This window comes from Dyella sp. SYSU CM1112 (assembly GCF_058216415.1).
In genome coordinates, this window is the sequence record NZ_JBZEGI010000010.1 from 78,560 (window position 1) to 103,381 (window position 24,822).

The 24,822-nt window shown below is 60.0% G+C and carries 24 protein-coding genes; 12 read left to right on the forward strand and 12 right to left on the reverse strand.

Features of this window, described 5'->3' with window-relative positions; translation table 11 throughout:
• Positions 1–26 precede the first annotated feature (26 nt).
• Positions 27–2,867, forward strand: coding sequence for an RNA polymerase-associated protein RapA (rapA, locus tag AC4HNJ_RS14770; RefSeq protein WP_490480352.1), 2,841 nt, complete (start codon positions 27–29; stop codon positions 2,865–2,867).
• 37 nt (positions 2,868–2,904) lie between these two features.
• On the opposite strand, the gene AC4HNJ_RS14775 is transcribed toward rapA, so the two are convergent.
• From AC4HNJ_RS14775 to AC4HNJ_RS14795, 5 genes are all read right to left on the reverse strand, one after another.
• The gene (locus AC4HNJ_RS14775) at positions 2,905–4,272 is read right to left on the reverse strand and encodes an amino acid permease (protein ID WP_490480353.1); all 1,368 of its coding nucleotides are present in this window, start codon (positions 4,270–4,272) and stop codon (positions 2,905–2,907) included.
• A 22-nt stretch (positions 4,273–4,294) separates the two neighbouring features.
• On the reverse strand, positions 4,295–4,948 hold the full coding sequence (locus tag AC4HNJ_RS14780; protein WP_490480354.1) for a rhomboid family intramembrane serine protease: 654 nt from the start codon (positions 4,946–4,948) through the stop codon (positions 4,295–4,297).
• Positions 4,949–5,052: 104 nt separating this feature from the next.
• Positions 5,053–5,769, reverse strand: coding sequence for a C40 family peptidase (locus AC4HNJ_RS14785; RefSeq protein ID WP_490480355.1), 717 nt, complete (start codon positions 5,767–5,769; stop codon positions 5,053–5,055).
• Positions 5,770–6,026: 257 nt separating this feature from the next.
• The gene (locus AC4HNJ_RS14790; protein ID WP_490480356.1) at positions 6,027–6,743 is read right to left on the reverse strand and encodes a YggS family pyridoxal phosphate-dependent enzyme; all 717 of its coding nucleotides are present in this window, start codon (positions 6,741–6,743) and stop codon (positions 6,027–6,029) included.
• 5 nt (positions 6,744–6,748) lie between these two features.
• Positions 6,749–8,173, reverse strand: coding sequence for a M20 family metallopeptidase (locus AC4HNJ_RS14795; protein ID WP_490480357.1), 1,425 nt, complete (start codon positions 8,171–8,173; stop codon positions 6,749–6,751).
• 228 nt (positions 8,174–8,401) lie between these two features.
• Between AC4HNJ_RS14795 and AC4HNJ_RS14800 the strand changes: the two genes are divergently transcribed.
• The 4 genes from AC4HNJ_RS14800 to AC4HNJ_RS14815 all read left to right on the forward strand — a co-directional run bounded on the left by AC4HNJ_RS14800 (position 8,402) and on the right by AC4HNJ_RS14815 (position 10,425).
• Positions 8,402–8,755, forward strand: a complete 354-nt coding sequence (locus tag AC4HNJ_RS14800) for a ComEA family DNA-binding protein (RefSeq protein ID WP_490480358.1) — start codon at positions 8,402–8,404, stop codon at positions 8,753–8,755.
• A 91-nt stretch (positions 8,756–8,846) separates the two neighbouring features.
• Positions 8,847–9,326 carry an SET domain-containing protein-lysine N-methyltransferase gene (locus AC4HNJ_RS14805; protein ID WP_490480359.1) on the forward strand — a complete coding sequence of 160 codons (480 nt, stop codon included), beginning with the start codon at positions 8,847–8,849 and terminating at the stop codon, positions 9,324–9,326.
• Positions 9,323–9,862: a GNAT family N-acetyltransferase gene (locus tag AC4HNJ_RS14810; RefSeq protein ID WP_490480360.1), complete on the forward strand. Its 540-nt coding sequence runs from the start codon at positions 9,323–9,325 to the stop codon at positions 9,860–9,862. Before AC4HNJ_RS14805 ends, AC4HNJ_RS14810 begins: the two co-directional genes overlap by 4 nt.
• On the forward strand, positions 9,859–10,425 hold the full coding sequence (locus AC4HNJ_RS14815; protein ID WP_490480361.1) for a HutD/Ves family protein: 567 nt from the start codon (positions 9,859–9,861) through the stop codon (positions 10,423–10,425). Before AC4HNJ_RS14810 ends, AC4HNJ_RS14815 begins: the two co-directional genes overlap by 4 nt.
• 52 nt (positions 10,426–10,477) lie before the next feature.
• On the opposite strand, the gene AC4HNJ_RS14820 is transcribed toward AC4HNJ_RS14815, so the two are convergent.
• Both AC4HNJ_RS14820 and AC4HNJ_RS14825 read right to left on the reverse strand, forming a co-directional pair.
• Positions 10,478–11,353 (reverse strand): hypothetical protein, encoded by an 876-nt coding sequence (locus tag AC4HNJ_RS14820; protein WP_490480362.1) that lies wholly within the window; start codon positions 11,351–11,353, stop codon positions 10,478–10,480.
• 11 nt (positions 11,354–11,364) lie between these two features.
• Positions 11,365–13,581, reverse strand: a complete 2,217-nt coding sequence (locus AC4HNJ_RS14825) for a M1 family metallopeptidase (RefSeq protein ID WP_490480363.1) — start codon at positions 13,579–13,581, stop codon at positions 11,365–11,367.
• A 258-nt stretch (positions 13,582–13,839) separates the two neighbouring features.
• Between AC4HNJ_RS14825 and AC4HNJ_RS14830 the strand changes: the two genes are divergently transcribed.
• Both AC4HNJ_RS14830 and AC4HNJ_RS14835 read left to right on the forward strand, forming a co-directional pair.
• On the forward strand, positions 13,840–14,514 hold the full coding sequence (locus tag AC4HNJ_RS14830; RefSeq protein WP_490480364.1) for a response regulator: 675 nt from the start codon (positions 13,840–13,842) through the stop codon (positions 14,512–14,514).
• Between the two features lie 8 nt (positions 14,515–14,522).
• Positions 14,523–15,914, forward strand: a complete 1,392-nt coding sequence (locus tag AC4HNJ_RS14835) for a sensor histidine kinase (RefSeq protein WP_490480365.1) — start codon at positions 14,523–14,525, stop codon at positions 15,912–15,914.
• 131 nt (positions 15,915–16,045) lie between these two features.
• On the opposite strand, the gene AC4HNJ_RS14840 is transcribed toward AC4HNJ_RS14835, so the two are convergent.
• Positions 16,046–17,455 carry an aspartate aminotransferase family protein gene (locus tag AC4HNJ_RS14840; protein ID WP_490480366.1) on the reverse strand — a complete coding sequence of 470 codons (1,410 nt, stop codon included), beginning with the start codon at positions 17,453–17,455 and terminating at the stop codon, positions 16,046–16,048.
• 135 nt (positions 17,456–17,590) lie between these two features.
• Positions 17,591–18,283 (reverse strand): HAD-IB family phosphatase, encoded by a 693-nt coding sequence (locus tag AC4HNJ_RS14845; protein ID WP_490480444.1) that lies wholly within the window; start codon positions 18,281–18,283, stop codon positions 17,591–17,593.
• Between the two features lie 234 nt (positions 18,284–18,517).
• Between AC4HNJ_RS14845 and AC4HNJ_RS14850 the strand changes: the two genes are divergently transcribed.
• The 4 genes from AC4HNJ_RS14850 to AC4HNJ_RS14865 are packed head-to-tail and all read left to right on the forward strand — an operon-like array spanning position 18,518 to position 22,815.
• Entirely contained in the window at positions 18,518–20,017 is a 1,500-nt protein-coding gene (locus AC4HNJ_RS14850) for an efflux transporter outer membrane subunit (protein WP_490480367.1), read from the forward strand.
• Positions 20,017–21,150 carry an ABC transporter permease gene (locus tag AC4HNJ_RS14855; RefSeq protein WP_490480368.1) on the forward strand — a complete coding sequence of 378 codons (1,134 nt, stop codon included), beginning with the start codon at positions 20,017–20,019 and terminating at the stop codon, positions 21,148–21,150. Before AC4HNJ_RS14850 ends, AC4HNJ_RS14855 begins: the two co-directional genes overlap by 1 nt.
• Positions 21,151–21,152: 2 nt before the next feature.
• The gene (locus AC4HNJ_RS14860; protein WP_490480369.1) at positions 21,153–21,902 is read left to right on the forward strand and encodes an ABC transporter ATP-binding protein; all 750 of its coding nucleotides are present in this window, start codon (positions 21,153–21,155) and stop codon (positions 21,900–21,902) included.
• A gap of 10 nt (positions 21,903–21,912) precedes the next feature.
• The gene (locus tag AC4HNJ_RS14865) at positions 21,913–22,815 is read left to right on the forward strand and encodes an efflux RND transporter periplasmic adaptor subunit (protein ID WP_490480370.1); all 903 of its coding nucleotides are present in this window, start codon (positions 21,913–21,915) and stop codon (positions 22,813–22,815) included.
• Between the two features lie 110 nt (positions 22,816–22,925).
• On the opposite strand, the gene AC4HNJ_RS14870 is transcribed toward AC4HNJ_RS14865, so the two are convergent.
• The 3 genes from AC4HNJ_RS14870 to AC4HNJ_RS14880 form a co-directional block, all read right to left on the reverse strand.
• Entirely contained in the window at positions 22,926–23,243 is a 318-nt protein-coding gene (locus tag AC4HNJ_RS14870; RefSeq protein ID WP_490480371.1) for a non-heme iron oxygenase ferredoxin subunit, read from the reverse strand.
• Entirely contained in the window at positions 23,240–23,767 is a 528-nt protein-coding gene (locus AC4HNJ_RS14875) for a GNAT family N-acetyltransferase (RefSeq protein WP_490480372.1), read from the reverse strand. Before AC4HNJ_RS14875 ends, AC4HNJ_RS14870 begins: the two co-directional genes overlap by 4 nt.
• 134 nt (positions 23,768–23,901) lie before the next feature.
• A complete protein-coding gene (locus tag AC4HNJ_RS14880) occupies positions 23,902–24,270 on the reverse strand; it encodes a hypothetical protein (RefSeq protein ID WP_490480373.1) in 369 nt (122 codons plus the stop codon).
• A gap of 210 nt (positions 24,271–24,480) precedes the next feature.
• Here AC4HNJ_RS14880 and AC4HNJ_RS14885 point away from each other — a divergent pair, with 210 nt between their 5' ends.
• Entirely contained in the window at positions 24,481–24,819 is a 339-nt protein-coding gene (locus tag AC4HNJ_RS14885) for a hypothetical protein (protein WP_490480374.1), read from the forward strand.
• The last annotated feature ends 3 nt before the right edge of the window (positions 24,820–24,822 follow it).

Genomic DNA, 24,822 nt, shown 5'->3' on the forward strand with positions numbered 1-24,822 from the left:
CCCTCCTCCAGGCCCCACACTCAGGCATGTTCGTTCCCGGTCAACGTTGGATTTCCACCGCCGAGCCTGAGCTCGGCCTCGGTACTGTGTTGCGCGTCGAAGGGCGTGGGGTGCAGGTGTTGTTCGCCAAATCGGGGGTGTTGCGCCCCTATGCAGTAGATTCCGCGCCGCTGGTGCGCGCGGAATTCCGGGCCGGGCAGCGGGTAGCCGGCAAGGGCATTGCGTTTTTGGTGGAGCGGATTGAGGAACGTGAGGGCTTGCTGGTCTATCGCGGTGAAGGCCGCGAGCTGCACGAGGGACAGCTGGACGACGAGCAGAGCGTCAGCCAGGCAGACGACCGGCTGATCGGCGCACGTACCGACCCGGTCCCGCATTTCGAGTTGCGGCTGGAAGGCTTGAAACGCCGTGCCGAAGCACGTCGCTCCGCCAGCTGGGGCCTTGCATCGGCGCGAATCGGCCTGGTGCCGCACCAGTTGCGGGTTGCGGGCATTGCCGCCTCGCGCCGGCCGCCGCGCGTGTTGCTGGCGGACGAGGTGGGCTTGGGCAAGACCATCGAGGCGGGCATGATCATCGCCCGCCAGATCGCAACCGGACGCGCGTCGCGCGTGCTGGTGCTGCTGCCGGATACCTTGGTCTATCAATGGTTCGTCGAACTGCTCCGGCGCTTCAACCTGAGCTTCGCCATCTACGACGAGGAGCGCTGCGAAGCCCTTGAGCAGTCCGGCGACGAGCGCAATCCGTTCGAGGACGAACAGCTGGTTATCGCCGACTTTGGCTTCCTGGAACAGAACCCCAAACGTGCAGCACAACTGCTGGATGCCCGCTGGGATCTGCTGGTCGTTGACGAAGCGCATCATTTGGCATGGACCCCGGAAGCCGCCAGTCCTCGCTATACCTTGGCCGAGCAACTGGCCGCAGCAACCCCAGGCGTGATCCTGCTCACTGCAACACCGGAACAACTAGGACGTACCGGCCATTTTGCACGTTTGCGGCTGCTCGATTCGCAGCGCTATCACAGCCTGGAAACGTATCTCACCGAGTCAGATCGTTTCCTGGCGCTTTCACGCATTGCCGACAAATTGCTAGAACGCAAGCCGCTTGAGCCAGAGGAACACACAGATCTGCAAGCTGTTTTCGCAGGCGATGCGTCGCTTCAATCCCACCTCTCCGATCCAACCAAGCCCGAACACAGCCGCGAGCTGCTTGCCGCCCTGATCGATCGCCACGGCACAGGCCGCTCGATGTTCCGCAATCGCCGCGCCAGCATCGGCGGTTTTCCAAAACGCGTGCCGGAGTGGGAAATCATTGATGGTGATCGGCTGGACGAGATGACACGCCAGGCGCTGCTGGCCGAATTCCATGCCGATATCCAGCATCCCGTCCCGGCCCTGGAGTTGGATTACAGCAACGATCCACGTATCGACACGCTGGTTGCCCTGCTCGAACGCCATCCGCAAGACAAATTCCTGCTGATCTGCCGCAGCCAGGCCAAGGTGCTGGCGTTGGAAGAAGCTCTGCGCACGCGCACCGGTGCCGGCATCGCACGTTTCCATGAAGGCCTGGGCATCGTGCAGCGTGATCGCAACGCGGCCTACTTTGCCCAGCCGGACGGTGCGCGTCTGCTGATTTGCTCCGAGATCGGTTCCGAAGGACGCAACTTCCAGTTCGCCCACCGATTGATACTGTGGGACCTGCCGCTGGACCCCGATCTGCTCGAACAACGCATCGGACGTCTGGATCGCATCGGCCAGAAGCACGATATCCACATTCACGTCGTCGTCGCGGCCGATAGCGCGCAACACGTGCTTGCACGCTGGTACGACGAAGGTGTGGATGCGTTCCGCACCAGCCCCGCCGATGGCCGCGAACTGTTGCGCCGCTTTGGTGGAACACTGGCGAAGCTGGCTGAAGAGCACGCGCGCGGCAGCGATCAACGTGACCAGGAACTGGATGTGCTGCTGGCTGAAACACGCGCCGGCCACGAACAGATGGCCGAACTCATTCATGCCGGCCGCGACCATCTACTTGAGCTCGCGGCCAACCGGGACCTTCACGCCGATGAACTGGCGCAGGCATTCCGCCGGGAAGATGATGATCCGACGCGCGATGCATTCCTGCAGCGGTTGCTCGAATCGTTCGGCATCCATGCGGAAGAACTCAGCAGCAAGGTCATGCTGCTTGATCCGCAATATCTCTCCACCGATGCACTGCCGGGTTTCCACGAAGGTCCGATATCAGCCACTTTTTCCCGTGACATAGCCTTGGCGCGCGAAGAGCTACCGCTTCTTCGCCTGGACCACCCCATCGTCGCCGGCGCGCTCGACCTCGCCCTTTCCAGTGAGCGCGGCAACGCCACCTTCATGGTCGACGATGGACTTCCTGCACGCAACGCGCTGCTGCAAGCGGTCTACGTACTTGAATGCGTCGCCGAGCGGCGTTTGGACGCCGAGCGTTTTCTGCCGACCCAGCCGATCGTCGCGACGATCGACACCAAGCTGCTGGAGCGATCTGATTTCCAGCCAAGCGATTTAGCTGTGCGTAGAGCGGGGGAGCGCAACATCGACGTGCCGCGCTATCGCAAGTTCCTCGCCAAACTGGTGCCACCGATGCTCGAGAGAGCCGAAGCCGTCGCTGCACTACGCGCGCAAAGCAGCGTCGCATCGGCCATAACAGAGGCTACGGAAACCTTGGATGCGGAACTCGCGCGCCTGCATGCTCTGCGCGCGATCAATCCTGCTATCAGCGATGCGGAAATTGTGAGCGTCGAGCAAGAACGCAGCGCACTTCTGAATGCCCTGCCGCAAGCACGCTTGCGCCTGGATGCCGTGCGCTTTGTTGTAAGCCCCGATTTTCTGTCGCTGCGATGAAGTCGAAAGGTGCGGACGCCATCCGGCGTCCGCACGACTACCCCGCGTTGGCGTCCGCGGTAGCAAGCGTCATGCGCTGCCCGATGCCAAAAACGTGATAGGCAATGGTCAGCAGCACGACCCATGCTGCCCCGACATATAGCGCCACGCGCGTATCCGCGCTGTAGCCCAGCATCACCACCACAAAAAGCAGGAAAGCCAGGCAAATCGCACTGGTCACCGGCCAGCCCCACAAGGGGAAGGCGGTCTTGCCGTGACGGCGGCGAAAGCTGAAGTGTGCAATCAGTACCATCGACCATGTCCACACCGTATTGAACGACAGGATCGACATCATCATTGCGAAAATGCGTTCGGGTAGCAGGTAGTTGAGAAACACCCCGAACACCAGGCAGGCAAGTGTCACCAACACACCACGCACCGGTACACCGTGCGCATTGACCTTGGCCAGCACAGACGGTGCTTGCGCGTTATTGGCAAGGCTGTAGAGCATGCGGCTACCGCTGAACGTCGTGCTGTTGAAGCCGGACAATGCAGCCGTGATCACCACGAAATTGATAACCCCTGCAGCTTGCGAAATGCCGAGCTTGGCGAACGTCGTCACGAAGGGACTGCCTTGCAGACCCAGCTGATTCCACGGGTAGATCGCCATGATCACAAACAGGGCACCGACATAGAAAATCAGGATGCGCCACAGCACCGAGTTCACGGCACGTGGAATAGTACGCTCCGGCTGCGAAGCTTCGCCGGCCGCCATGCCGATGGTTTCAATGCCGCCGAAGGCAAACACCACCACAGGCAGCGCCAGTACCATGCCCTTGAAGCCGTTGGGGAACCAACCGCCATGAATCCAAAGATTGACCAGGCCCAAGGGTTTACCGCTGTTACCCCAGCCCAGCCAGATCATGCCGGCACCGCCGAGGATCATCAGTACCACCGTGACCACCTTGATCATGGTGAACCAGAATTCCATCTCGCCGTAGACCTTCACTGCCATCAGGTTCAAAGTGCCGATCATGACGACACTGCTGAACACCCAGATCCATTGCGGCAGGTCCGGAAACCATTGCTTCATGTAAATGCCCACGCCGGTACTTTCGGCCATGCCGACGCCAACCATCAGTAGCCAGTAATTCCAGCCGGTGACGTATCCGGCGAACGGGCCAAGATAGCGATGCGCGTAGCTGCTGAACGAACCGGCGACCGGATCGTGTACTGCCATTTCCCCCAGCGCACGCATGATGATGTAGATCATCACGCCACCGAACATGTAGGCAAACAGGACGGAAGGACCTGCCAGATTGATGGCGCTGGCCGAGCCGAGGAACAGCCCCGTGCCGATGGCCATGCCAAGCGCCATAAAAGTGATGTGACGAGGAGTCAGCCGGCGCTGCAGGTGTTGCGTCATGAATGGGCCTTCTGGAGAGAGTTCAGCGCATCAAGCGGCGCCGGGGTTTGATCGGAAACTTGCCGCGCCAGTACTGGATCATCAAAAAGCCGCCCAGCATACCGCCAAGGTGGGCGAAATGCGCAACGTCAGCCTGGCGACCGGTCACGCCCAGCACCAATTCCACTGCGCCGTAGCCGATCACGAACAGCCACGCCGGAATGGGAATCGGCAAGAAAATCAGCATCAGCTTCTCTTGCGGATAAAGCATGCCGAACGCGAGCAACAAGCCGAAGATGGCGCCGGACGCACCAAGCGTCGGCTCAAATCCATGCGAGAAGTACTTCACCACCAGCAACTGCGCGAATGCCGCCATCAGCAGGCACACGAAGTAGTAGACCGTGAAATTACGCGAGCCGAACGTACGCTCGATCGGGCCGCCAAACATGTACAGCGCGAACATGTTGAAGAAGATATGCATGTAACCGCCATGCAGGAATGCATAGGTCACCAGCTGCCATACGCGAAATCCCACGGAAATGACGCTACCGCCCGAGGTCTGCGCCAACTGGTCGGGTCCCCATGGCCATAGGGCAAAATGCGCTATCACGACATCACCCAGCATCTGCTGGAGCAAGAAGATGGCGATATTGGCGATGAGCAAAATACGCGTGACGGGCGGCAGACGAGTCGGCATGTAACTTCTCGGAAAAACGTCGCCCTAGTATCGGTCACGTTGGCGCTAGCAAAAAGGCCACCGTGCGGTGGCCTTTTGAGATAACGACGTCGAGAGCCGCCCCATCAGCCACTACTGGCTTGCGAGTCAATCTGCGCCATCGCATCCGGACGACGGGCGCCGGCAAAGCGCTTGGCCCAGTAACTCTCATCAAGATTGTCCACGCGTACCGATTCGCCGCGACGCGGGGAATGGATGAAACGGCCATCGCTGAGATAGATGCCGACATGCGAGACACGTCCCCGGCCATGACGACCTGCCGTGCGGAAAAACACCAGGTCGCCTGGCTGCATGTCGCCACGACGAACCACATGGCCGATCAGGTATTGCGAAGCCGAGTTGGTCGGCAGTTCCAGGCCGAGCGCGCGTTCGAATACATAGCGAACAAAACCGCTGCAATCGAAGCCGGTAGAAGGACTACGACCCCCACGCACATAACGCACGTGGCGCAGCTGCATGGCCAGCCCTATCAATATGTCGCGAAGGTCCTGGCTGGTCTTGGCATCGCTGAAGCGGACAGCATCCGCCGGAGTCTTGCCGGGCGCTGCTGCTTTTTTTGCAGGCGCCAGCGCGGCGATCGGCAATTGCGTGGGAAGCGTGGATTGCGCCAACGAGGGTGCTGCCGTGAACGCAGCCAACGGACTCAACAGGGAAGACGAAAGCGACGAAGAAACCTGGGTGGAAACCTGGACCGGAATGTTGTTTGCGGTAGCAGCGAGGGCCGGGCCTGAAAAGCACATAGCCGAGACAAGCGCGGCGATTACAAGTCGCGTATTTGGCATTCGGTGGTTCTCTGGGCGGTTACCGATCCGGCCGTCGCCCCCTGCGGCGGCCGTGACGAAGCGGTGAAGGTAACAAAGCCCGGCGGATCGCTTGTTCGAATGAGGTTAACTGAACTCTATCGTTTGCTAAGCGCAATTCAGTGCTCAAATCTTTCTAAGCCCATGATTTACAAGGCCTAGACTTGGTAAAGGGCGCTTTTACCGGCATGAAAGGCGGAAAATTTTTTCGCAGGCTTTACGTAGAAACCGGAGAAAACTCACAGATGGTGCGTGACACGCGTACCGAAGATCGCTGTACCAATGCGCACTTCTGTCGCGCCCTCGGCGATAGCCAGCGGGAAATCGCCGCTCATCCCCATGGATAGGCGAGGCAGGTCGTGCCCGGCCGCGACGCAGCGATCCCTCAGCTCTCTTAACTGCCGAAAACAGGCACGCACCTCATCCGGATTTCCGGACAAGGTAGCCATGGTCATCAGCCCCCGCACACGCAGCGTGGGATAGCTCTGCAGGCGCTCCAGAAAACACGGCAACGTCTCCCCAGGCAATCCATGCTTGGTTTCTTCGCGCGCTGTTTTCACTTGCACCAGCACATCCATGGTGCGGCCTTCGGCTTCAAGCCGGCGATGCAGGGCTTCCGCCAGTTCCAGCCGATCCAGCGACTGCACCTCACCGACGAGTTTGGCTACATCCTTCGCCTTGTTGGTCTGCAGGGAACCGATCACGACCCATTCGACCGGTTCGTCGACCGGTTCGTCGGCCAAGGCGGCTGCCTTATCCTTGATTTCCTGCACTTTGTTCTCGCCAAAGCGACGAAAACCTAGCGCGAGTGCAGCTTTGACGACGTCCGGCCCAAACGTCTTGCTGACCGGCAACACCGTTACGCTTGAAGGATCGCGTCCCGCCGCACGGCAAGCCTCATCGACTCGCCGGCGGACGACGGCCCAGTTAGCGGCCAACTGCGCGATATCAACCAAAACGCTTAACCTCGCGAGCCCTGCTCGAAGTGGCGCGCGATCACTTCCGCCACCACCATCGAGACCTTCTTGCCGGTGGGAATGTGGATGAATTCGTTGGGCCCATGCGCGTTCGAATGCGGTCCCAATACACCTGTGATCAGGAATTGTGCCTGCGGAAACTTGCTGCCCAGCATACCCATGAACGGAATCGAGCCACCCTCACCCATGTAGGCAGCGGATGCCCCGAAATAATGCTGTGAGGCATCCGCCACGGCTTTTTCGAGCCATGGCGAGAGCTGGGGAGCGTTCCAGCCGCTACCGTCCTTCTCCAACTTGAAGGTCACCTTGGCGCCATACGGAGGATCCTGCTCCAGCAGGTGCTTCACGAACTCGCCGGCCTTCGCGCCGTCGAGTGTCGGCGGCACACGCAGACTCAATTTCACTGACGTCTTCGGCCGTAGCACGTTACCCGCGCTCTCCAACGGCGGCATGCCTTCCGCCCCGGTGACTGCCAACTGCGGCCGCCATGTGCGATTGAGCACCAGCTCCGTCAGATCCCCTGTGACAGGCCGCATGCCTTCCACGAAGGGAAACTTCTCATATAACGCCTTGCCTAGCACCTTTGCCGCGGCGTTGGCCTGTTCGACGCGTTGCGCCGGGATCTCCGCGTACAGCTCCTTTGGCTTGATATCACCCGTTACCGGATCTTCCAGCCGCGAAAGCAATTCGCGCAGGATGCGAAAGCTGGACGGCACGACACCGGACGCATCACCGGAATGCACACCTTCTTCCAGTACCTGCACGGTGAGCTCGCCACCGGTCATGCCGCGCAACGAGGTGGTAAGCCAAAGCTGGTCGTAATTGCCGCATCCCGAATCCAGGCATACCACCAGCGACGGACTGCCGATGCGCGGGGCCAGGTGGTCGACGTAATAGGGCAAGTCGTAGCTTCCGGATTCCTCGCATGCTTCGATGAGGATGACGCAGCGCGCGTGCGGAATACCTTGTTCCTGCAGGGCAAGCAACGCCGCGAGCGAACCGAAGATTGCATAGCCATCGTCGGCACCACCGCGCCCATAGAGCTTGTCGCCCTTGAGCACCGGTGTCCAAGGTCCCAGGCCTTCCGACCAACCGGTCATCTCTGGCTGTTTGTCGAGATGTCCGTACAACACGACCGTATCGTCGTTCTGGCCGGGTACCTCAATGTAGATGAGCGGAGTGCGGCCTTCGAGCCTTACGACTTCCAGCGTGGCACCCGGCAAAAGCGACAGCTTGCTGCGTGCCCACGTCTCCATCAGCTTCACCGCCGCATCCATGTGTCCATGGGCCGCCCAGTCCTTGTCGAACATCGGCGATTTGTTGGGAATCCGGATGTATTCCATCAAGTGGGGAACAATTTCGGCATCCCAAAGATCGCTGATGTAACGAGTAACGCGTGCGGTATCCATACGGACTCCATCAAAACTGAGAAACGGTCATTCTATCAGCCCGCGCATACGCGTCTGTGTTGCGCTCCTGCCCCTCGCATCCGCGGCAGGCTATGGCTTACATCAACCATGGCATTTCCCGACCTGACATGCAGGCGTTTCTCCGACTGAGCCCATTGCCTATTCCAGCGCAAAGTAGCGCTGCGACGCGGAAGCGCCGCCTTATTCGTCAATCAAGGGAAAATTTGCATGCTAAAGAAAATCGCCGCCATCGCCGGACTCATGCTGGTGCTCGCCCTGCCCGCCTTTGCCGCGACGCAGGTCAACATCAACACCGCGGATGCTGAGACCATTGCCAAGTCGCTGGACGGCATCGGCCTGACCAAGGCCAAGGCTATCGTCGCCTATCGCGAAGAACATGGCCCGTTCAAGAACGTCGACGACCTGAGCCAGGTCAAGGGCATCGGTCCGGCCACGCTGCAGCGCAATCACGATGCCATCATGCTTAGTGGCGATAACTCGACCGCCAGCACCGACGCACCCGCTAAGCCCAAGCACAGCAGGAAGAAATCGAAATCCTCCGAAGATAACTCCGAAGACTGAGCTCGGCTCGATAGCCGGTACGGCCCATAACGGGCCGTATCGGTTGCGCTACACTCCGCGCGCCAAAGTCATCCGCTCGCACCCGACCGCTATGATCCTTCCGCACTATCGTATTGACGCCTCCACGATCCGCGGAGCCGGTAAGGGATTGTTCGTGGAGGAGCCGATCAGGGCCGGATGCATCATCACTGCTCCTGATGCCATCGAGCGAACCTATCGGCTGGAAGAACTCCAGGCCACACCCGAGCTTATGTACGCCAGCGCCCGCTGGTTCGAAAATCGCTACACCGTGTCGCCGGATTGGCCTGACGAATGCTATATCAACCACAGTTTCGAGCCTACTGGTCTCTGGCACCTGGGCTTTGTCTTTGCCCTACGCGATCTCCCTGTCGGTACAGAAATTACCGTGGATTACCGTCACCTTTTGCCTCCCGGGCAGGCAGAGGACTTTATCGACACCGCTACTGGTGAGAGAATTGTAGGTCTGCCCTGGCACGAGAGTCTGACGACGACGACGCGCGCCCTAGCCAGAGTTCTGGATAGTGCGAGCCTAGCGACTGATCGGCAATGATCGAGATTCCTACCCTTGAGACCGAACGTCTCCGCCTGACGGCGCTCACCGAACGTCACTTCAACGACTACGCCGCGATGCTCGCCGATCCGGAGAGCACGCGCTGGATTGGCGATGGTCTGCCCCTGGACCGCACCAATGCATGGCGATCACTAGCGATGCTGATCGGCCACTGGCAATTGCGTGGATATGGCATGTGGGCTCTGGAACTGAAGTCCAGCGGTGAATTCATCGGCCGTGCTGGCTTGTTGCATCCGGAAGGTTGGCCCGATATCGAAATGGGTTGGATGCTGAAACCCGATCATCGCCACCATGGCTTTGCTACCGAGGCCGGTGTGGCCGTGCTCGACTTTGCCTGGCATCAGCTGCATGTGCAGCGTGTCATCAGCCTGGTGCGCGTTGGCAATGACGCCTCTGATCGCGTGGCCGAGCGTCTTGGTGGCGAACATATCGAAGACATCGACTTCTTCGGCAGCAACAATCACGTCTTCGCCTACTATCCCCCTCACCGCGAGTTTCGTCGCGCTTTCGCATGAGCCGGCTTCACGCCGTTCCGGTCGATGCCTTGTCGACAGAGGCATGGGCGAACGGTGCCGGCACTACCACGGTTATCGGCAGCGGCCCAGGGGCATCCTGGTCATGGCGACTGAGTATCGCCGACATCACGCAAGCATGTGATTTCTCCGCGTACCCTGACACGCGGCGACAATTCGTGGCGTTGGATGCGCCTATGCAATGTCGTTTTCAAGACGGGCGCGAACGCTTATTGCACCGCCTGCAGGTCATGCATTTCGATGGCACGGATGCTCCTCGCGTTTCGCTTCTCGAAGGCCCGACGCGGGCATTCAACCTTATGTTACGCGGCAGTGCGAACGGTGAGCTTATTGCGCGTCCGTTGCACGGAAGCATGTGGCTGCCCACCCGTCCGCCATGCCGCTGGTTCGTGCATATGCTTGCCGGGCATGCTCGGCTGCGCGTCGAAGACGAGTACGCCGAGATCACTGCCATGTCACATACGTGGATCGATGCACACCCCGGCGAAAGAGTGGGTATCGAAGGTGGTGGTGAGCTGGTATTGGTCCAGCTCACCTGTGACTAAGCGCCGCACCCATCCGTCGGTGCAGCGTATGTCGCGACCGTCCTTGAACAGCCTATTTCGGCACCGCGAGGCGCGCCACTTCCGCCAGTGCGAACAAACGCGCGGTGCGCATCCAACCTAGCGCCAGCACAATGAGCTGGCTAAGCAGCAATGCAAACCAAAAGCCCGATATCCCCACCGCTGTGACGTGGATACGCGCAACAGCGAATAACGACGTAAGCAGCAGGCCGATCCCGGTCACTACCAAGTAGAACAACAGCGTATTCAATGGCCGGCGGAGAAGCTGGCGAATCCCTCGCCACAATGCACGCGCCGCCGAACGCAACGAGACGTCGGCGATAAACGCTGCGCGCGCCGACTCCACCATCGCTTGAACCAGCACAAACAGCACCAGCAATATCCAGTGGACCACACTGGCAACGCTGTCGGCCTGGGATTCCAGCACCGCCTGTTCTGCATGCTTGTCAACTACATGCGCGCCGAATGCCGCTACGGCTGCAAACAATCCATAGGGCAGCAGCGACCACAACATCAAGCGGAACATACGGCCGTACTCAATGACACCGTTCTGCAGCAAGGCGCTGAAGTGCAAAACACGTCCGACACGCCCACTACCTACCATCATGCCGTCCAGAAAAGGAGCCAAGAGCAACGTGGACAGCAGTCCCATCACTAAGCCCGCACCCATCCATTGCGAGTGTTGAGCCAGATTGGCGATCACATCGCCAAACATGATGTCGTTGAAATGTTGCGCCCAGGCCGCCGCGTGCACTGAGGTATCAAGCAAACTGCTCAGCATGCGCCAGAGCGGAAAAGCAGCCAGTGTTGCCGGGATCAACATGATCACCAGCCACAGCAGGAGAAGACGCCACTGTATCGCGGCGACCATGGTCGACAACAACGTACCGAAGCCTGCGGAACGAGACATAGTGTTCACCATCACAGTGTCGCCAGCATGGAATAGAAAGTCTGCAGCACCGCCGCCACATCGGCAGTCCAGCGCCGCGACGCCGCATCGTTGGGTTTCGTCGTCAGGCTATTGTTGAGTCGATCGCGATCCAGCAGATTGTGCTGCTCGGGATCGAGTTCGGCGGATATCACCTTGCTAGGCTTAATGAAGTCGAAGCGCGCCCAGCGACGGTCATCGTTCCACGTAACGTCCTGATGCGTGCCGTCTTCAAATGTCACGCGTAGCAGCTCCGGTGCGGGCGCACCATCGCGCCTTACCGTCACGATGCTGTGCCATGGGAATGGACCCGCTGCATCCGGCTTCGCATGGGGGTGCGCCTTTGCCCAGTCGCTACGCTGCTTATCCACTTGCTTGTCCCGTTCGGACGCCACGACTTCGACCTGTTTGCCGTCCTTCCAGAACATGCCGGCCGGCGGCAGCACTTCGAACGCGTCGATATCCGCGACCTTGTCGTCAATGAAAGCCGTGCCGTAGACGTATTGATTGAAGATGGCGTCGACATCCCTGGCGTCACCCGAGCTATCGACCAAGGCCGCGCGGAAATCTGCCACGGACGGATGACGGAAACGCCACCGCTGGTAATACAGCCGGAAAGCGCGCTCCAACGCCGGCTTGCCCAATCGTTCTTCCAGATCGTGCATGGCTGTCGCAGTACGCGAATACACAGTGCCATACGTCGAACTCGACAACCTGTCCCAACTGTTTTGCGCAAGCGGATCGACCGGATGATACAAGCTTGCCGTCATCCGTTCGAAGTCGAATCCCCGGATATGCGGCGTGATGCCGAGCCATTTGGTAAAGGGCGTCGCCAGCACCAGATCCTGCTTGCGTTCGCGCAGCATCCGGTTATCCCAATATTCGTTGAGGCCCTCGTCCAGCATGGGCTCTTCGAATTCGTTGGAAGCGAGAATGCCGTAGAAATAACCATGACCGAATTCGTGAATGTTCACGAAGTCGCTCATCATTTGATTCATCGTGCCGGGCTCCACCTCCTTGTATCCTTCGGAGGTGAAAAAGGTCGGATACTCCATGCCGCCGGCTTCCGATGCGTTGTACGGCGGAATCACCGCCGTCAAGGTCTCATACGGATAAGCCCCCAAGGTTCTGGAAAAGTATCCAAGCGCATCGATGCTCGACTTCAGGGTCGGCGCGGCACTCGCCACGTACTCCGGCGGATAGATCACGCGCACGGCCACTTTGGGACTGCCGGGTCCTTCATAAGTCCCATCCAGAGTCTTGTAGCCCTTGGCGGCCACCCAGGCGAAATCGTGCACATCGCCCTGAACGAAGTGATACGTGGTCTTGCCATCTTTCGTTTCCGGCGTTCCCTGCAGCTTGCCGACTGCGCCGACGGTGTAGTCGCTAGGTACGGTCAGGTGAACGTCATACAGACCGAAGTCCGCGTAAAACTCACTATTGAAGTGAAACTCGTGCACATTCCAGCGCACCTGCGTCGCCCCACGCTCGCCCGGCAACTCCAGTACGCCGATCTTGGGAAACCACTGGCCCACCAAGTTGAAATCGCCCCACCAGCCGGTGCGCTCGACCACGCGCGGCAATTGACTGAGGAAGTCGATATCCAAGGCCAAGGTGCCACCTGCAGGGACTGCTTGCGCCAGATCGATACGCACCACTGTCTGGTCCGTTGCCGGACCGCCATCCGGATGGACGAAATGCCATGTCAACGGAACGCCTCCCTGTTGCACGCTTTGCAGGCGGATCCAGCCCCACTGCCCCTTTTCAAGCACAGCGTTACCGCGTGACTGGCCGTGTGCGGTCAATATCTTCCGTTCCGTGAAGAAGGTGCTGCCCTGGTTCTGGAACGCATTGAGATAAAGATGAAAGTACACGCTATGCACATCGCGATCGCTGCGATTGCGCCAGGTCATGTGTTCTTTGCCGGTAACGGCGTGCTTGACGGCATCCAGGTTCGCATCGATGGTGTAACTCACCACACGATCGGAAAGCGTGGGCTCCTGGCCGGTTCGTTCCCCACCCCAGGCATCGGGTGCGCTCTGGGTGGTGATGATGGTGTCATGTGCGGGTGCAAATGGAATCTCTTGCGCTGTTTCCGCGGCAATGGCGGCGGAGGCAGGCGTGCTCGTCGTTTGAGCGACGGCCTGACACGACCACAAAACCAGCCACGCGGCGAGCCACGGCCCACCCCTACCCATCGCAAACCTCATCGTCGTCTCCCCTTCGGATGATTGCCGAGCGTGAGACAAGCATAGCCGTGGAACATCCGCCAGAGGTCATACACAGGCAAGTCGTTTTGCGGGTATCACGAACAAGCCGTTCCCATGCCTGTCTACACCGAGACTGTCAAACAGTCTGGGCGCGTCGCGCCGCAGGCATTAAGCTGCCCGCACAGGGCCACACCCAAAGCCAATCTCCGACTTCCGTGGACGGGCTGCTTTATCCGAGCCCAAGTGAGCCAACCGATCATGCGTATCCTGATTGCCGAAGATGACCCTTCCATCGCCGCCGGGGTGAGCGCGGCACTCCGCCAGGGCGGCCATGCCGTCGATCATGTGGCGGATGGCATGCGCGCGGATGCTGCACTCAAAGACACGCCCTACGATCTGCTCGTGCTGGATCTGGGCCTGCCGGCGTTGGACGGCAGCGAAGTGCTGCAGCGTGTGCGCAAACGCGGCAGTGGGCTGCCGATCCTGGTGATTACGGCACGCGAAGGTCTGCGCGAGCGCGTGCGCGTACTCGATCTTGGGGCCGACGATTATCTGGTCAAACCCTTTGCCCTGGCCGAATTCGAAGCTCGTGTGCGCGCACTGCTGCGGCGCTACACCACACAAGGCGCGCCGGAGCTTACGCTGGGTCGCTTGCGGCTCGATCTTCCGGGACATCGGGCCTGGGTCGACGATATGCCCCTGGAACTCACTGCCCGCGAATTCGGCCTGCTCGAAGCCCTGGCGGCGCGTCCCGATCGCGTCACCAGCCGGGCACAGCTCATCGAGGCACTCTGCAGCTGGGACGAAGAATTGACCGATAACGGGCTGGATATCGCCATTTATCGCCTGCGTCGAAAACTCACGGGCTCGGGCACCCAGGTGCGCACTATCCGCGGGCTCGGCTACCTGCTGGAAGAGGTCAGGCAGGCATGAGCCAGCGCATGCGATGGCGTATCAGACGCCAAAGCCTGCGCAGGCGCCTCCTCACCACCCTCTTGGTGCCATTGACACTGTTGCTGCTGCTCAACAGTCTGATCACTTACATTGGCGCGCTGATCTACGCCAATCACGTGCACGATGTAAACCTGATCGACGACACCCTGACGCTCGTGCAGATGATGGCTACCGAAAGCCCGGATAGCCAGGTCACGCCGCAAGCGCAGTTCCTGCTCGAGTATGAGCCCCAAGGACGCAACTATTTCAGTGTATTCAGCGCGCACCACGGTCTGATCGCCGGAAACGCCTCATTGCGACCGCCCAATGGACTGTTTAGCGATGGCGGCAGTCCGCAGCTCTATAACATTCAAATTGAAAAGCATGCCTTGCGCGCAGCAAGCATCCAGATGATCAATCCGGAAGATCGCGGCGATCAGCTGGAGGTGACGATCGCCGAAACCCTGCGCGATCGTCACTTGGAAGCGCGACAGATTCTCCTGCTGAGCATTCCCGCCCAGGCGCTGCTGATCATTGCAGCGTTCCTGCTGGTTTGGCTTGGCGTGCGGACCGGCTTGCGCCAACTGGATCCACTGACTACCGAATTGGCCAACCGCGAACATGACCTGGCGCCGATCGGCGATGCAGAAGTGCCCGTGGAAATCCTGCCGCTGACGCGGACCATCGACGCACTGTTCGCCCGTCTTCGCAGCATGCTGGCGCTACACGAGCGCTTTATCGCTGATGCCGCCCACCAATTGCGAACGCCCCTGGCCGGCTTGAGCGTGCATGCGGAGCGGGCACAAACCAGCACCGATCCGGCAACGGTCAGAGACGCGCTCAACCACATTCAACGCTTGATCCTGCGCGCCAATCGCACATCCAGTCAGTTGCTCGCCCTTACCCGCGCACAGACTGCCGGACATGAAGTCGGCGACACCGCCTTGCTCGATCTGGCCATCGTCGTTCCTGAGCTGATCGGCCAGCGCGTCCACGAAGCATTGGCCGCCGATATCGACCTCGGCTACGACGGCCCCGCCGGCCCGTTGTGGATCAACGGCGATCGCCATCGCCTCCAGGAAATGTTGGACAACCTGATTGATAACGGCTTGCGCTACGCAGGTCGCAACAGCGTCATGACCGTTTCGCTCAGCCGTGAATGCGATGGAATCTGCCTGTCGGTTGAGGACAATGGCCCTGGCGTACCGCCGACATGGATCGAACGTTTAGGAGAACGTTTTTTCCGCGTGCCTGGCAGCGAGGAGCAAGGCAGTGGACTGGGACTCGCCATCGTTCAACGTATCGCCGAATGGCACGACGCTCAAGTGCGGTATATGGCCGGCCAGAACGGACGCGGCTTGCGCGTAGAGATTCTCTTCCCCCCCGCGCCTGGCATCTGATTTTCGGCTGCCGGCCGGCCACCGCACCCATAAAAAAAACGGCGACACCATTGCATCGCCGTGCTGTCAGCTTCCCCTGCATGGGAACATCGACAAAAAAACAGGCGCGGCGATTACTCGCCGCCACGACATCACATGGCCTTCTTTGCCTTGGTCAGCAACTGATCAAGCAAGACCATCGCGAGGTCGATCTCTTCATAGGTAATGTCCAGCGAAGGCGCGAACGTAATGACGTTCTTGTACCAGCCGCCCACATCCAGCACGAGGCCGATTTTTTTGCCCTTGTGTTCCAAGTCCCCAGCGAGGCCAATGTCGACCATCTTGTCTAACAGTGCTTTGTTGGGCGTGAAGCTATCGTCAGTGCAGATTTCGGCGCGCAGGGCCAGGCCCAGGCCGTCGACGTCGCCGATTTCCTTGTGCCGCTTCTGCAGATCCTTCAAGCCCTCCAGGAAATATGCGCCCTTTTCGGGCACGGTCTTTTCATAACCAAGCTCGTAACCCATACGGATCACTTCCAGGCCGAGTGAGGTGCCGAGCGGGTTCGAATTGAACGTGGAATGGGTGGAACCCGGCGGGAAGATGGTCGGATTGATCATCTCCTCACGTGCCCACAATCCCGAAAGCGGATTGAGTCCATTGGTAAGCGCCTTGCCGAACACGATCACGTCCGGCGTTACCCCAAAGTGCTCGATCGACCACAGTTTGCCGGTGCGCCAGAAACCCATCTGGATTTCATCCACCACCATCAGGATGCCGTACTGATCCAGCACCCGCTTGAGGTCCTTGAAGAAATGGCGAGGCGGAATGACATAACCGCCCGTGCCCTGGATCGGCTCCACGTAAAACGCAGCGTATTCCGCTTGATTGACCTTGGGATCCCACACGCCGTTGTATTCCGTTTCGAACAAGCGCTCGAACTGACGCACGCAGGCATCCGAATATTCCTCCGGCGTCATACCCTTCGGACGACGGAACGGATACGGAAAAGGAATGAACATCGCGCGCTCGCCGAAATGACCGAAGCGACGGCGATAGCGATAGCTGGACGTGATGGATGACGCCCCCAGCGTGCGGCCGTGATACCCGCCCTCGAAAGCGAACATCAGGCTTTTGCCATTCTTGTAATTGCGCACCAGCTTGAGCGAATCCTCGACCGCCTGCGCGCCGCCCACGTTGAAATGCACGCGCCCTTTCAAGCCGAATTTCTGCTGCGCATCCACTGCGATGGTCTTGGCCAGCTCAATGCGCGTCTGGTGCAAGTACTGGCTTGCCACCTGCGGCAACACGTCGATCTGGCGCTTCAGCGTGTCATTCAAACGCGGGTTGCTGTAACCAAAGTTGACCGCGGAATACCACATCTGCAGATCGAGGAACGGCACGCCGGCCGTGTCGTACATCCAGCTGCCTTCGCCGTGACGAAAAATCTTGGGCGGGTCTACGTAATGCACGGTATCGCCGAACGAGCTGTATTCGGCCTCGTCAGCCAGCAGTTGGGCGTCGGGAATCACGCTGACCGTCGCATTTTTGTCAAAAACATTCATGGAAAGAAAACCTGGATAAGTAAGTGAGTGCCAGCGGTGCTGTTCTTTCACGCCGGCTTTCGCTGAAAAACGGAATCAAGGCATGTGCGGCCAACGGCGGCCCTGGATCATTGCGCTCAACGCCGGCCGCAGGAATTAAAAGTTGGAAACCGCCGGCAATACGTAGTGCTCTGCCAGCAAGCTGCCATCGAGCAGGCGAGGCAGCAGATCCAATGCATCCTCGAAACCCGTTATCGGCACAAAAGGAATGCCCAATGCACGGCAATGCTCAATCAGGCGATGCTTGGCAAAAACAAAATCGACTTGCTCCGCGGCACAAAAATCCGAAGCGCCATCGCCGATCAGCAAGGTTTTACCACCCCCTGCCCGCGCCTGCTTGACGCACGCGCATTTGCATGTGCCGCTGCGGCAACCTTCGTTCTGGAACGGTGAGGTGAGCTGCCATTGGCGCGGGGGAATCGCCGGAGCCAGGTGATTGGCGGCCAGCGGAAGATGATCCAGTCCATAACGGTCGAGAATGCGATGAATCGCATAATCCAGGCCGTCGCTAACAATGCGGATTGGCGTGCGCAACTCGGCGGCGCGTGCCACGAAGTCGGGAAAAGCGTGATCGATCCACAGGCCGTCCAGATGCGCATCAAGTTGTTCACGGCGCACGTCGAGCAATGCCACCTGTCCGCTCATGCATTCACGGGAACCGATCCGGCCTGCGCGCCAATCCTGTTCCAGCTGTTCCCACCCAGGACGCCCGAAACGATCCAGCAGCGAGTCGATCACGTCTTCGACAGAAATGGTTCCATCGAAGTCGCAGAGGATGTTCCAGGAAATCACGCATTCCGCTCCAGCCTAAGGTATTGCCCATCTTGGCAAGCCCCCCCTTTCGGTCTCCTTTCCGGAAAGACGTCGCGCAAGCCTGAGTTCGAATCCGGCTCACGGTGCTCTCAGGCAGACCATTCTCTCTGACTAGGGCCTGTTTACCCTATGGGCGTGGCTCGCGTTGCCCATAGGGTAAACAGCCCCTAAGCCAAATCCCGGGTTCGACCGGCTATGCTTACCGTTCGCATGTCCTTTCATACCGGTCATCAGCCCGTGCATCATTCCGCACTGCGCAACGCATTTCCGCTTCGACGCCTACTTGTCGCAGGGCGTCGGCTTTGGCCTGCGCTGGCGCTGACTATCCTGACAGCCTGCAGCGCACCGCCACTCCCTGCCCTCAAGCCCCCAGTGCCACCGAATTGGCGCAATGCATCAATCCATCCGGTGAGCCCGGCACGTCCCGATCTGCGCGATTGGTGGACGGCCTTCAATGATCCGGAGTTGAACGGGCTGATCGCACGCGCACTTGCCAATAACCTGGACGTGGCTGCAGCCGGCGAGCATCTACTCGCGGCACGCGCCCTCTACAAACACGCCAACGACAAATACCTGCCCAGTCTGCGAGCAGACACCAACCAGGTAATCCAGCCCGACGCGAGCGCTTCGTATCTCATCGTCGGCTTTGATGCTTTGTGGGAAGCGCCCCTGTTCGGCGTGCTCAAGAGCACGCATCGTCTCGCTGCTGGAAATATGGACGCCGCACGCGCGCAGTTGCGAGGCACCTACGTCACGCTGGTCGCCGATGTAGCCCGCTGCTGGATTGCCCTGCGCACGGCACAACAGCAAGCACAACTGCTGACCGCAGTACGCGATGCGGACCGCGAAAAATTGCGCCTCTTGCACGTGCGCCACGATCTCAAACTGGCATCACCTGCCGACGTAGCCGCCGCACAAGCTGAACTCGCCCGTGCAGAAATGGCTCTCACCCACCCGCAGCAAGCCATCAATGCCAATGCTCAGCAGCTGGCCATATTGTTGGGCCAAAGCGAACCCGATCCCGCATGGTTGGAACAAGCAGGCACACAGCCGCAGCTGGGCAGTTGGCAGATGACCCGTGCACCGGCCGATTTACTGCGTACCCGCCCGGAGATCGCCGAAGCGGAAGCGGATGTGCTGCGTGCTGCTGGCGATGCCGGTATCAGCCGTGCAGACGTCTATCCGCATATCGGGCTCGGCAGTTCGCTGGACTGGTCCGTGAATCTCCTTCATCACCATCGGCTCATTCGCTCGGGTGAAGGCATTTTTTCGGCCGGTCCCGTTGTCGACATGCCTTTGTTCGACTGGGGCATGCGAGTGGCTCAAGCACATGCCAAGGATCATGAATTGCGCGCTGCGGTTTTCGCTTACCGGCAGGCCGTGTTGCAAGGCGTGGCCGAAACGGAAACGGCGATGGGCGATCTGCAGGAAGCGCACTTTCGTGAAACCGCCGCCGAGCAGGCAGCTCACGCGCTGGATAGCAATGCTTCCGCTCTTGAGAAACGCCGCGATCTTGGCTTGGCCAGCACGCTTGAACTGCAGGATGCGCTGATCGCTCAACGCGATGCAGAGCTCGATGTTATCTCTGCGCGCGCCGAACGCGATCTGGCCTATGTGACTTTATATAAAGCACTCGGCGGCGCTCCGCTGCCACCGGTCGACGTCGCCGCCGATTACCGTGCCCTTGGGCAAAACAAAGAGAACCACTGATGGTCGCCCTGGCACGCAAGACCCTGGTGCATGAATGGCGCCGCTTCCTTCCAGCCATCCTCGCCGTGGGCTTTGCCAGCTTGCTGCAATTGCTGCAAGCGGCACTCGTGCTGGGCATCTTCGGTAGTGCGAGCGTCTATATCACCGGTTCGTCCGCCGATTTATGGGCCGGGTATCCCGGTACGCAGAGCGTCAATCTCGGCCGCCCCATCAGCAAAGACGTCGCGATGCGACTGCGCATGGATCCGGATGTCACCAAGGTCGAACCGTTCCGCTGGGTGGACGCCGACTGGCGCGGTCCGCACGATACGGGCGGCGTATCGGTGTTTGTGTCGGGCATTGACCCTCGACCCGATGGCATGATGTTTTCGCATGCACTGTCACCGGCACTCCGTGCCCGACTGAACGAGCCCGGTGCAGTGATCGTCGATAAAGCCGACCTCGACAGCCTGGGCGTGAACGTCGGTGACACCGCCGCCATCAACGGCCAGCGCGTGCGTGTCGTCGGCGTGGGTAGCGGTTTGCGTGCGCTCGGCGGCGTCAACATCGTGGCATCCCTGGAAACGGCGCGCGTCCTCGATACGGCTCCCGAAGATGCCGGCATGATGACGTATTTCGTCGCCAAGCTGCGCCATCCATCCAAGGCGAAGGCCGTGGCAAAGCGTTTGAATGGCTCGAATGCCTTCGGACCCTATACCGTTTGGACGGCCAAAGCTTTCGCGCGCGAATCGCAGCTGTACTGGATGCTCGACACCGGTGCGGGCGCGGGTGTTCTGTTTCTTGCCGGCATTGTGTTCCTGGTCGGCGCCGTCATTACCAGCCAGACTCTGATCGCTGCGGTCATCGGCTCCATTCGCGAGTACGCCACCTTGAATGCACTCGGTGTCGGTCGCGGTTCGCTGCGCAAGGTAGTCATGGAACAGGCGTTCTGGGTGGGTGCATTGGGACTGGTGTGCAGCATCGTGATCGGCGCGATGCTATTGGCGATTGCACGCAATCGCAGCGTGCCCATGGAAATGCATCCGCTGACAGCGTCGATATGCCTGGCACTAAGCATGGCGCTGGCCATTGTGTCGGGTCTTGCGGCCATGCGCACATTGCGGCGTGCCGATCCTGCGAGCCTGCTGAGATAATCATGCCGCCGACCTATCCCTCCACGGCTACCACCAGCCCTGCACTGCAGGCGCGAGGCGTCCGCAAGTCATTTGTGTCCGGCAAGGTCCATAGCGCCGTCTTGCATGACCTGACGTTGGATGTCCGCGCTGGCGAACTGACGCTGATCTCCGGGCCTTCCGGCTGTGGCAAGAGTACGCTGCTTGCGATTTTGAGCGGCCTTCAGCCGGCCGACGGTGGCGATGTGCGCGCACTCGGACATGCCTTGAACGGGTTGAGCATGCGCGAGCTCGAATCCTTTCGCCTGCAGCACACGGGCTTCGTATTCCAGGGGTTCAACCTGTTTCCAGCGCTTACCGCGCTTGAGCAGGTCGAGCTCCCATTGAGCTATATGGGACTGGCGAAGGATCTGGTGCGCAAGCGTGCGATGGAGTCGTTGGAAGAAGTAGGGCTTGGCCCTCGCATGCAGCTGCGCCCCGCCGAGCTTTCCGGTGGCGAAAAGCAGCGCGTCGCCATTGCCCGCGCGCTCGCCAAACAACCGGAACTGCTATTCGCTGATGAGCCGACCAGCGCGTTGGATGCAGCCAACGGACAAATCGTGATCGACATTCTGCATCGCATCGCGCGTGCACACGGCACCACGGTGCTATGCGTCAGCCATGATCCCCGCCTGGTCGGCCATGCCGACCGCGTGCTGGCCATGGAAGACGGGCGCATTCTGAGCGACCATGTGCCGCCCGTGCCGCAACCCACCGCGTCAGAACAATCCTGAGACCTTCTGCATGAAATTGTGCCTCTCTCGCCTCTCGTTCGCACTGCTTGCCACGGCACTGCTGGCCAGCTGCTCGCAGAACGATGCACCGGCGACCAGCGCGGCCACCACCCCGAACTATGCGGCCATTGCACGCGGGCGCATTGATATCGAGGGCGGTCTGCTTCGCCTGGCGATGCCAAGCGAGGGTATCGTTGCCAGCGTCGATGCACACGAAGGGAATCATGTGCACAAAGGTCAGCTGCTGGCACAACTCGATCTGGAGCCTGCCAAGCTGACGCTGGACGCAGCGCTTGCCGAGCAACAGCAAGCCTCGGCGCAAGTCAACGCTCTCCAACAACGCGCACAGTCCGCGGATCTGCGCGCCTCCCGACTGGAACAGGCGGCCAAAGCCGGGGCTGGCGATGTTCAGAGTGCAGACGACGCCCGGGAGACGGCACGCCAGGTCCAGGCTGAACTGATCAGTGCACGCGCAAACGTGGCCCTGGCTGCACAGAAAGTCGCCTCCGCGCGCTATCAGTTGAGCCTGCGCAGCCTGCGCGCACCAATCGATGGCCAAATCGTGCAGCGCATGGTGCAACCCGGAGCCACGGCATCACCGGCAACCGGTCCGGTCTTCGTCATCCTGCCTGACGCGCCCCGCATCGTACGCGCCGAGTTGAACGAGTCGTTTGTCGGTGTCGTGCACGACGGCATGCCGGCGGAAGTCGATGACGACAGCGGCAGCGGCATGGCTCCGCTGAAAGCCCACGTTTTGCGCATAGGCCAAGTATTCGGCGCCAGTACGCTGGAAGATGATCCCCAAGTACGCGCCAATACACGTACCGTGGAATGCATACTCACCTTCGACCAGCCGCCTTCACAGCCGCTACGCATCGGCCAGCGCGTGCTGGTGAAGTTCGCGCCGAAATAAACAACACGGCCGCAAAGCCCGGCGATTGATGAGGAAGCTTCCGCGCATGCCTCGGCATGCTTGTGCGATAACGAGTTTCTTGCCTCCCCGTCGATAGCGACGCGGCAGACTTATCGATCGTCCCGCGTCCAGATCAGTCCATCGGCTTCGCGTACTGGAAAACGGTGGATGGGCTCGTAGGCAGGCGGACAGGTCGGCGCCCCTGTACGTAAATCGAAGCGTGCGCCATGGCGCGGGCATTCCACCTCGTGACCGATGATCTCGCCTCCGGCAAGTTCCCCGCCGTCGTGCGTACAGATATCTTCAACCGCGTACAGGTCGCCGTCGATGTTGAAGACGGCGATAGCTGTATCGCCATCCCAGGCGACTTTATATTCGCCGGGCAATAGCTCCGCGCGTGTACAAACTTCCACCCAGGCTTCGCTCATGCCGTGAGTTCCTTCACCATCAATTCGAACCTGAGATCGTCGCGGCGCGGAATGCCGAAACGTTCCTCACCGTAGGGGAAAGGCGAGTATTCGCGGGTGCGGCGATAGCCGCGTCGTTCGTACCAGGCGATCAATTCACTGCGCACATCGATCACCTTCATATGCATGGCGCGACACTGCCAGGCTTGCTGCGCATACCGTTCCGCTTCCGCCAGCACCAACCGACCCAAGCCGCTGCCCTGACGGGGTGGATGAACGGCGAACATGCCGAAATACGCGGTTTCACCGTGCCATTCCACATGACAACAGGCAAGCAACTGGTCATCCATGGAGGCAAGCAGCACGACATTATCCGGCGCCGCCAGTACCTGCGCCACGACGGCGGCGTCCGTGCGCTGCCCATCTAGCAGATCGGCTTCGGTGGTCCAGCCCTGGCGACTGAGGTCACCGCGATAGGCGGATTGGACCAGCGCCACGATAGCGTCAATGTCGGTCTCGACGGCCTTGCGGAAAACGGGGGTCATGACGGTACTCATCCGCGCATGATAATCCGCGCACCGTAGTCCGGCCAAAGCCCTGCAGGTCGGGGCAATGCGAGGTGGTCCGACCAGTGTTTTCCGAAGCCGCCAACCTCGATGGTGGCGCCGCGGCGACCAAGCTACGGGATCACACGCGAACCGGGATGTCCGTTACGAAAGTATGTACCTGGCCAATAGCTGTGGTATTGGCAAAGGTTGAAGTTACGGGCAAAAATTCGCCGGCCATCCGACAACAAGGTTCGCAGGTCGCGAAAGCAGCCCTCGTCGTCGTGAAATTGCATTGTCACGGCACGTTCGTAATCAAACCAGGACTCCTGCATGGGTGCCTTGAAGTTCACTTCGGTCCAGCGCCCGCTTCCGGCCGGCGCCATGGCAAACGAATCGATACGGCTGCGGGTGTCGTTGACCACTTCAATGGTATGCCATGAATCGGCTAGCGTGACGACGGGGAAAAAGCTAAGGCACAGCGCGGCCAGGCGGGAATGCATGACGATCTCCTCGTAGAAGGCACAGCACGCCCATAGCTGGCATGCATGGCATGCAGCGGAATGGATGGCTGCGAAGAATGACGACTACAGAGAAGTGGATGCGCGTAGCCGGCAAACAGTTGCAAGGCATTCGCCTGCAACCGATCGATGACAGGCCGTATCTCTATGTTTGTTGGCGCCCCTTTCGGCGCTGCTTATCTGGAGTAGATGATGAACGTAGGCGAATTCGTTCCGATTGTGCTTTTCCTTTGCCTTACCCTAGGCATCACCTACATCGCCAGGCTACTGGTCAATGCGCGCCTGCGCGTCAAGATGCTGCAAGCCTGCAGCTCGAAGGAGCTGGTGGAGGCCGTGGTGCAAGGGGATTCGCATCGCGATCAGATGACCGCCTTGCGCTGGGGCATTCTTACTCTTACGGAAGCCATCGGCTTTGGCGTGATCCAGGCGATGGGCTGGACCGAAATCAATCCTGGCGTGGTGGCGATGTTGCTAGGTGCTTTTGGCCTCGGGTCCCTACTGTTCTTTATGCTCGCGCGGCGTTTGGGCTGATTG

Bases quoted from the DNA above. Each gene is read 5' to 3' on its own strand.
- rapA (WP_490480352.1), top strand. From the start codon at position 27: ATGTTCGTTCCCGGTCAACGTTGGATTTCCACCGCCGAGCCTGAGCTC.
- AC4HNJ_RS14775 (WP_490480353.1), bottom strand. From the start codon at position 4,272: ATGACGCAACACCTGCAGCGCCGGCTGACTCCTCGTCACATCACTTTT.
- AC4HNJ_RS14780 (WP_490480354.1), bottom strand. From the start codon at position 4,948: ATGCCGACTCGTCTGCCGCCCGTCACGCGTATTTTGCTCATCGCCAAT.
- AC4HNJ_RS14785 (WP_490480355.1), bottom strand. From the start codon at position 5,769: ATGCCAAATACGCGACTTGTAATCGCCGCGCTTGTCTCGGCTATGTGC.
- AC4HNJ_RS14795 (WP_490480357.1), bottom strand. From the start codon at position 8,173: ATGGATACCGCACGCGTTACTCGTTACATCAGCGATCTTTGGGATGCC.
- AC4HNJ_RS14800 (WP_490480358.1), top strand. From the start codon at position 8,402: ATGCTAAAGAAAATCGCCGCCATCGCCGGACTCATGCTGGTGCTCGCC.
- AC4HNJ_RS14805 (WP_490480359.1), top strand. From the start codon at position 8,847: ATGATCCTTCCGCACTATCGTATTGACGCCTCCACGATCCGCGGAGCC.
- AC4HNJ_RS14810 (WP_490480360.1), top strand. From the start codon at position 9,323: ATGATCGAGATTCCTACCCTTGAGACCGAACGTCTCCGCCTGACGGCG.
- AC4HNJ_RS14815 (WP_490480361.1), top strand. From the start codon at position 9,859: ATGAGCCGGCTTCACGCCGTTCCGGTCGATGCCTTGTCGACAGAGGCA.
- AC4HNJ_RS14820 (WP_490480362.1), bottom strand. From the start codon at position 11,353: ATGTCTCGTTCCGCAGGCTTCGGTACGTTGTTGTCGACCATGGTCGCC.
- AC4HNJ_RS14825 (WP_490480363.1), bottom strand. From the start codon at position 13,581: ATGAGGTTTGCGATGGGTAGGGGTGGGCCGTGGCTCGCCGCGTGGCTG.
- AC4HNJ_RS14830 (WP_490480364.1), top strand. From the start codon at position 13,840: ATGCGTATCCTGATTGCCGAAGATGACCCTTCCATCGCCGCCGGGGTG.
- AC4HNJ_RS14835 (WP_490480365.1), top strand. From the start codon at position 14,523: ATGCGATGGCGTATCAGACGCCAAAGCCTGCGCAGGCGCCTCCTCACC.
- AC4HNJ_RS14840 (WP_490480366.1), bottom strand. From the start codon at position 17,455: ATGAATGTTTTTGACAAAAATGCGACGGTCAGCGTGATTCCCGACGCC.
- AC4HNJ_RS14850 (WP_490480367.1), top strand. From the start codon at position 18,518: ATGTCCTTTCATACCGGTCATCAGCCCGTGCATCATTCCGCACTGCGC.
- AC4HNJ_RS14855 (WP_490480368.1), top strand. From the start codon at position 20,017: ATGGTCGCCCTGGCACGCAAGACCCTGGTGCATGAATGGCGCCGCTTC.
- AC4HNJ_RS14860 (WP_490480369.1), top strand. From the start codon at position 21,153: ATGCCGCCGACCTATCCCTCCACGGCTACCACCAGCCCTGCACTGCAG.
- AC4HNJ_RS14865 (WP_490480370.1), top strand. From the start codon at position 21,913: ATGAAATTGTGCCTCTCTCGCCTCTCGTTCGCACTGCTTGCCACGGCA.
- AC4HNJ_RS14870 (WP_490480371.1), bottom strand. From the start codon at position 23,243: ATGAGCGAAGCCTGGGTGGAAGTTTGTACACGCGCGGAGCTATTGCCC.
- AC4HNJ_RS14875 (WP_490480372.1), bottom strand. From the start codon at position 23,767: ATGACCCCCGTTTTCCGCAAGGCCGTCGAGACCGACATTGACGCTATC.
- AC4HNJ_RS14880 (WP_490480373.1), bottom strand. From the start codon at position 24,270: ATGCATTCCCGCCTGGCCGCGCTGTGCCTTAGCTTTTTCCCCGTCGTC.
- AC4HNJ_RS14885 (WP_490480374.1), top strand. From the start codon at position 24,481: ATGAACGTAGGCGAATTCGTTCCGATTGTGCTTTTCCTTTGCCTTACC.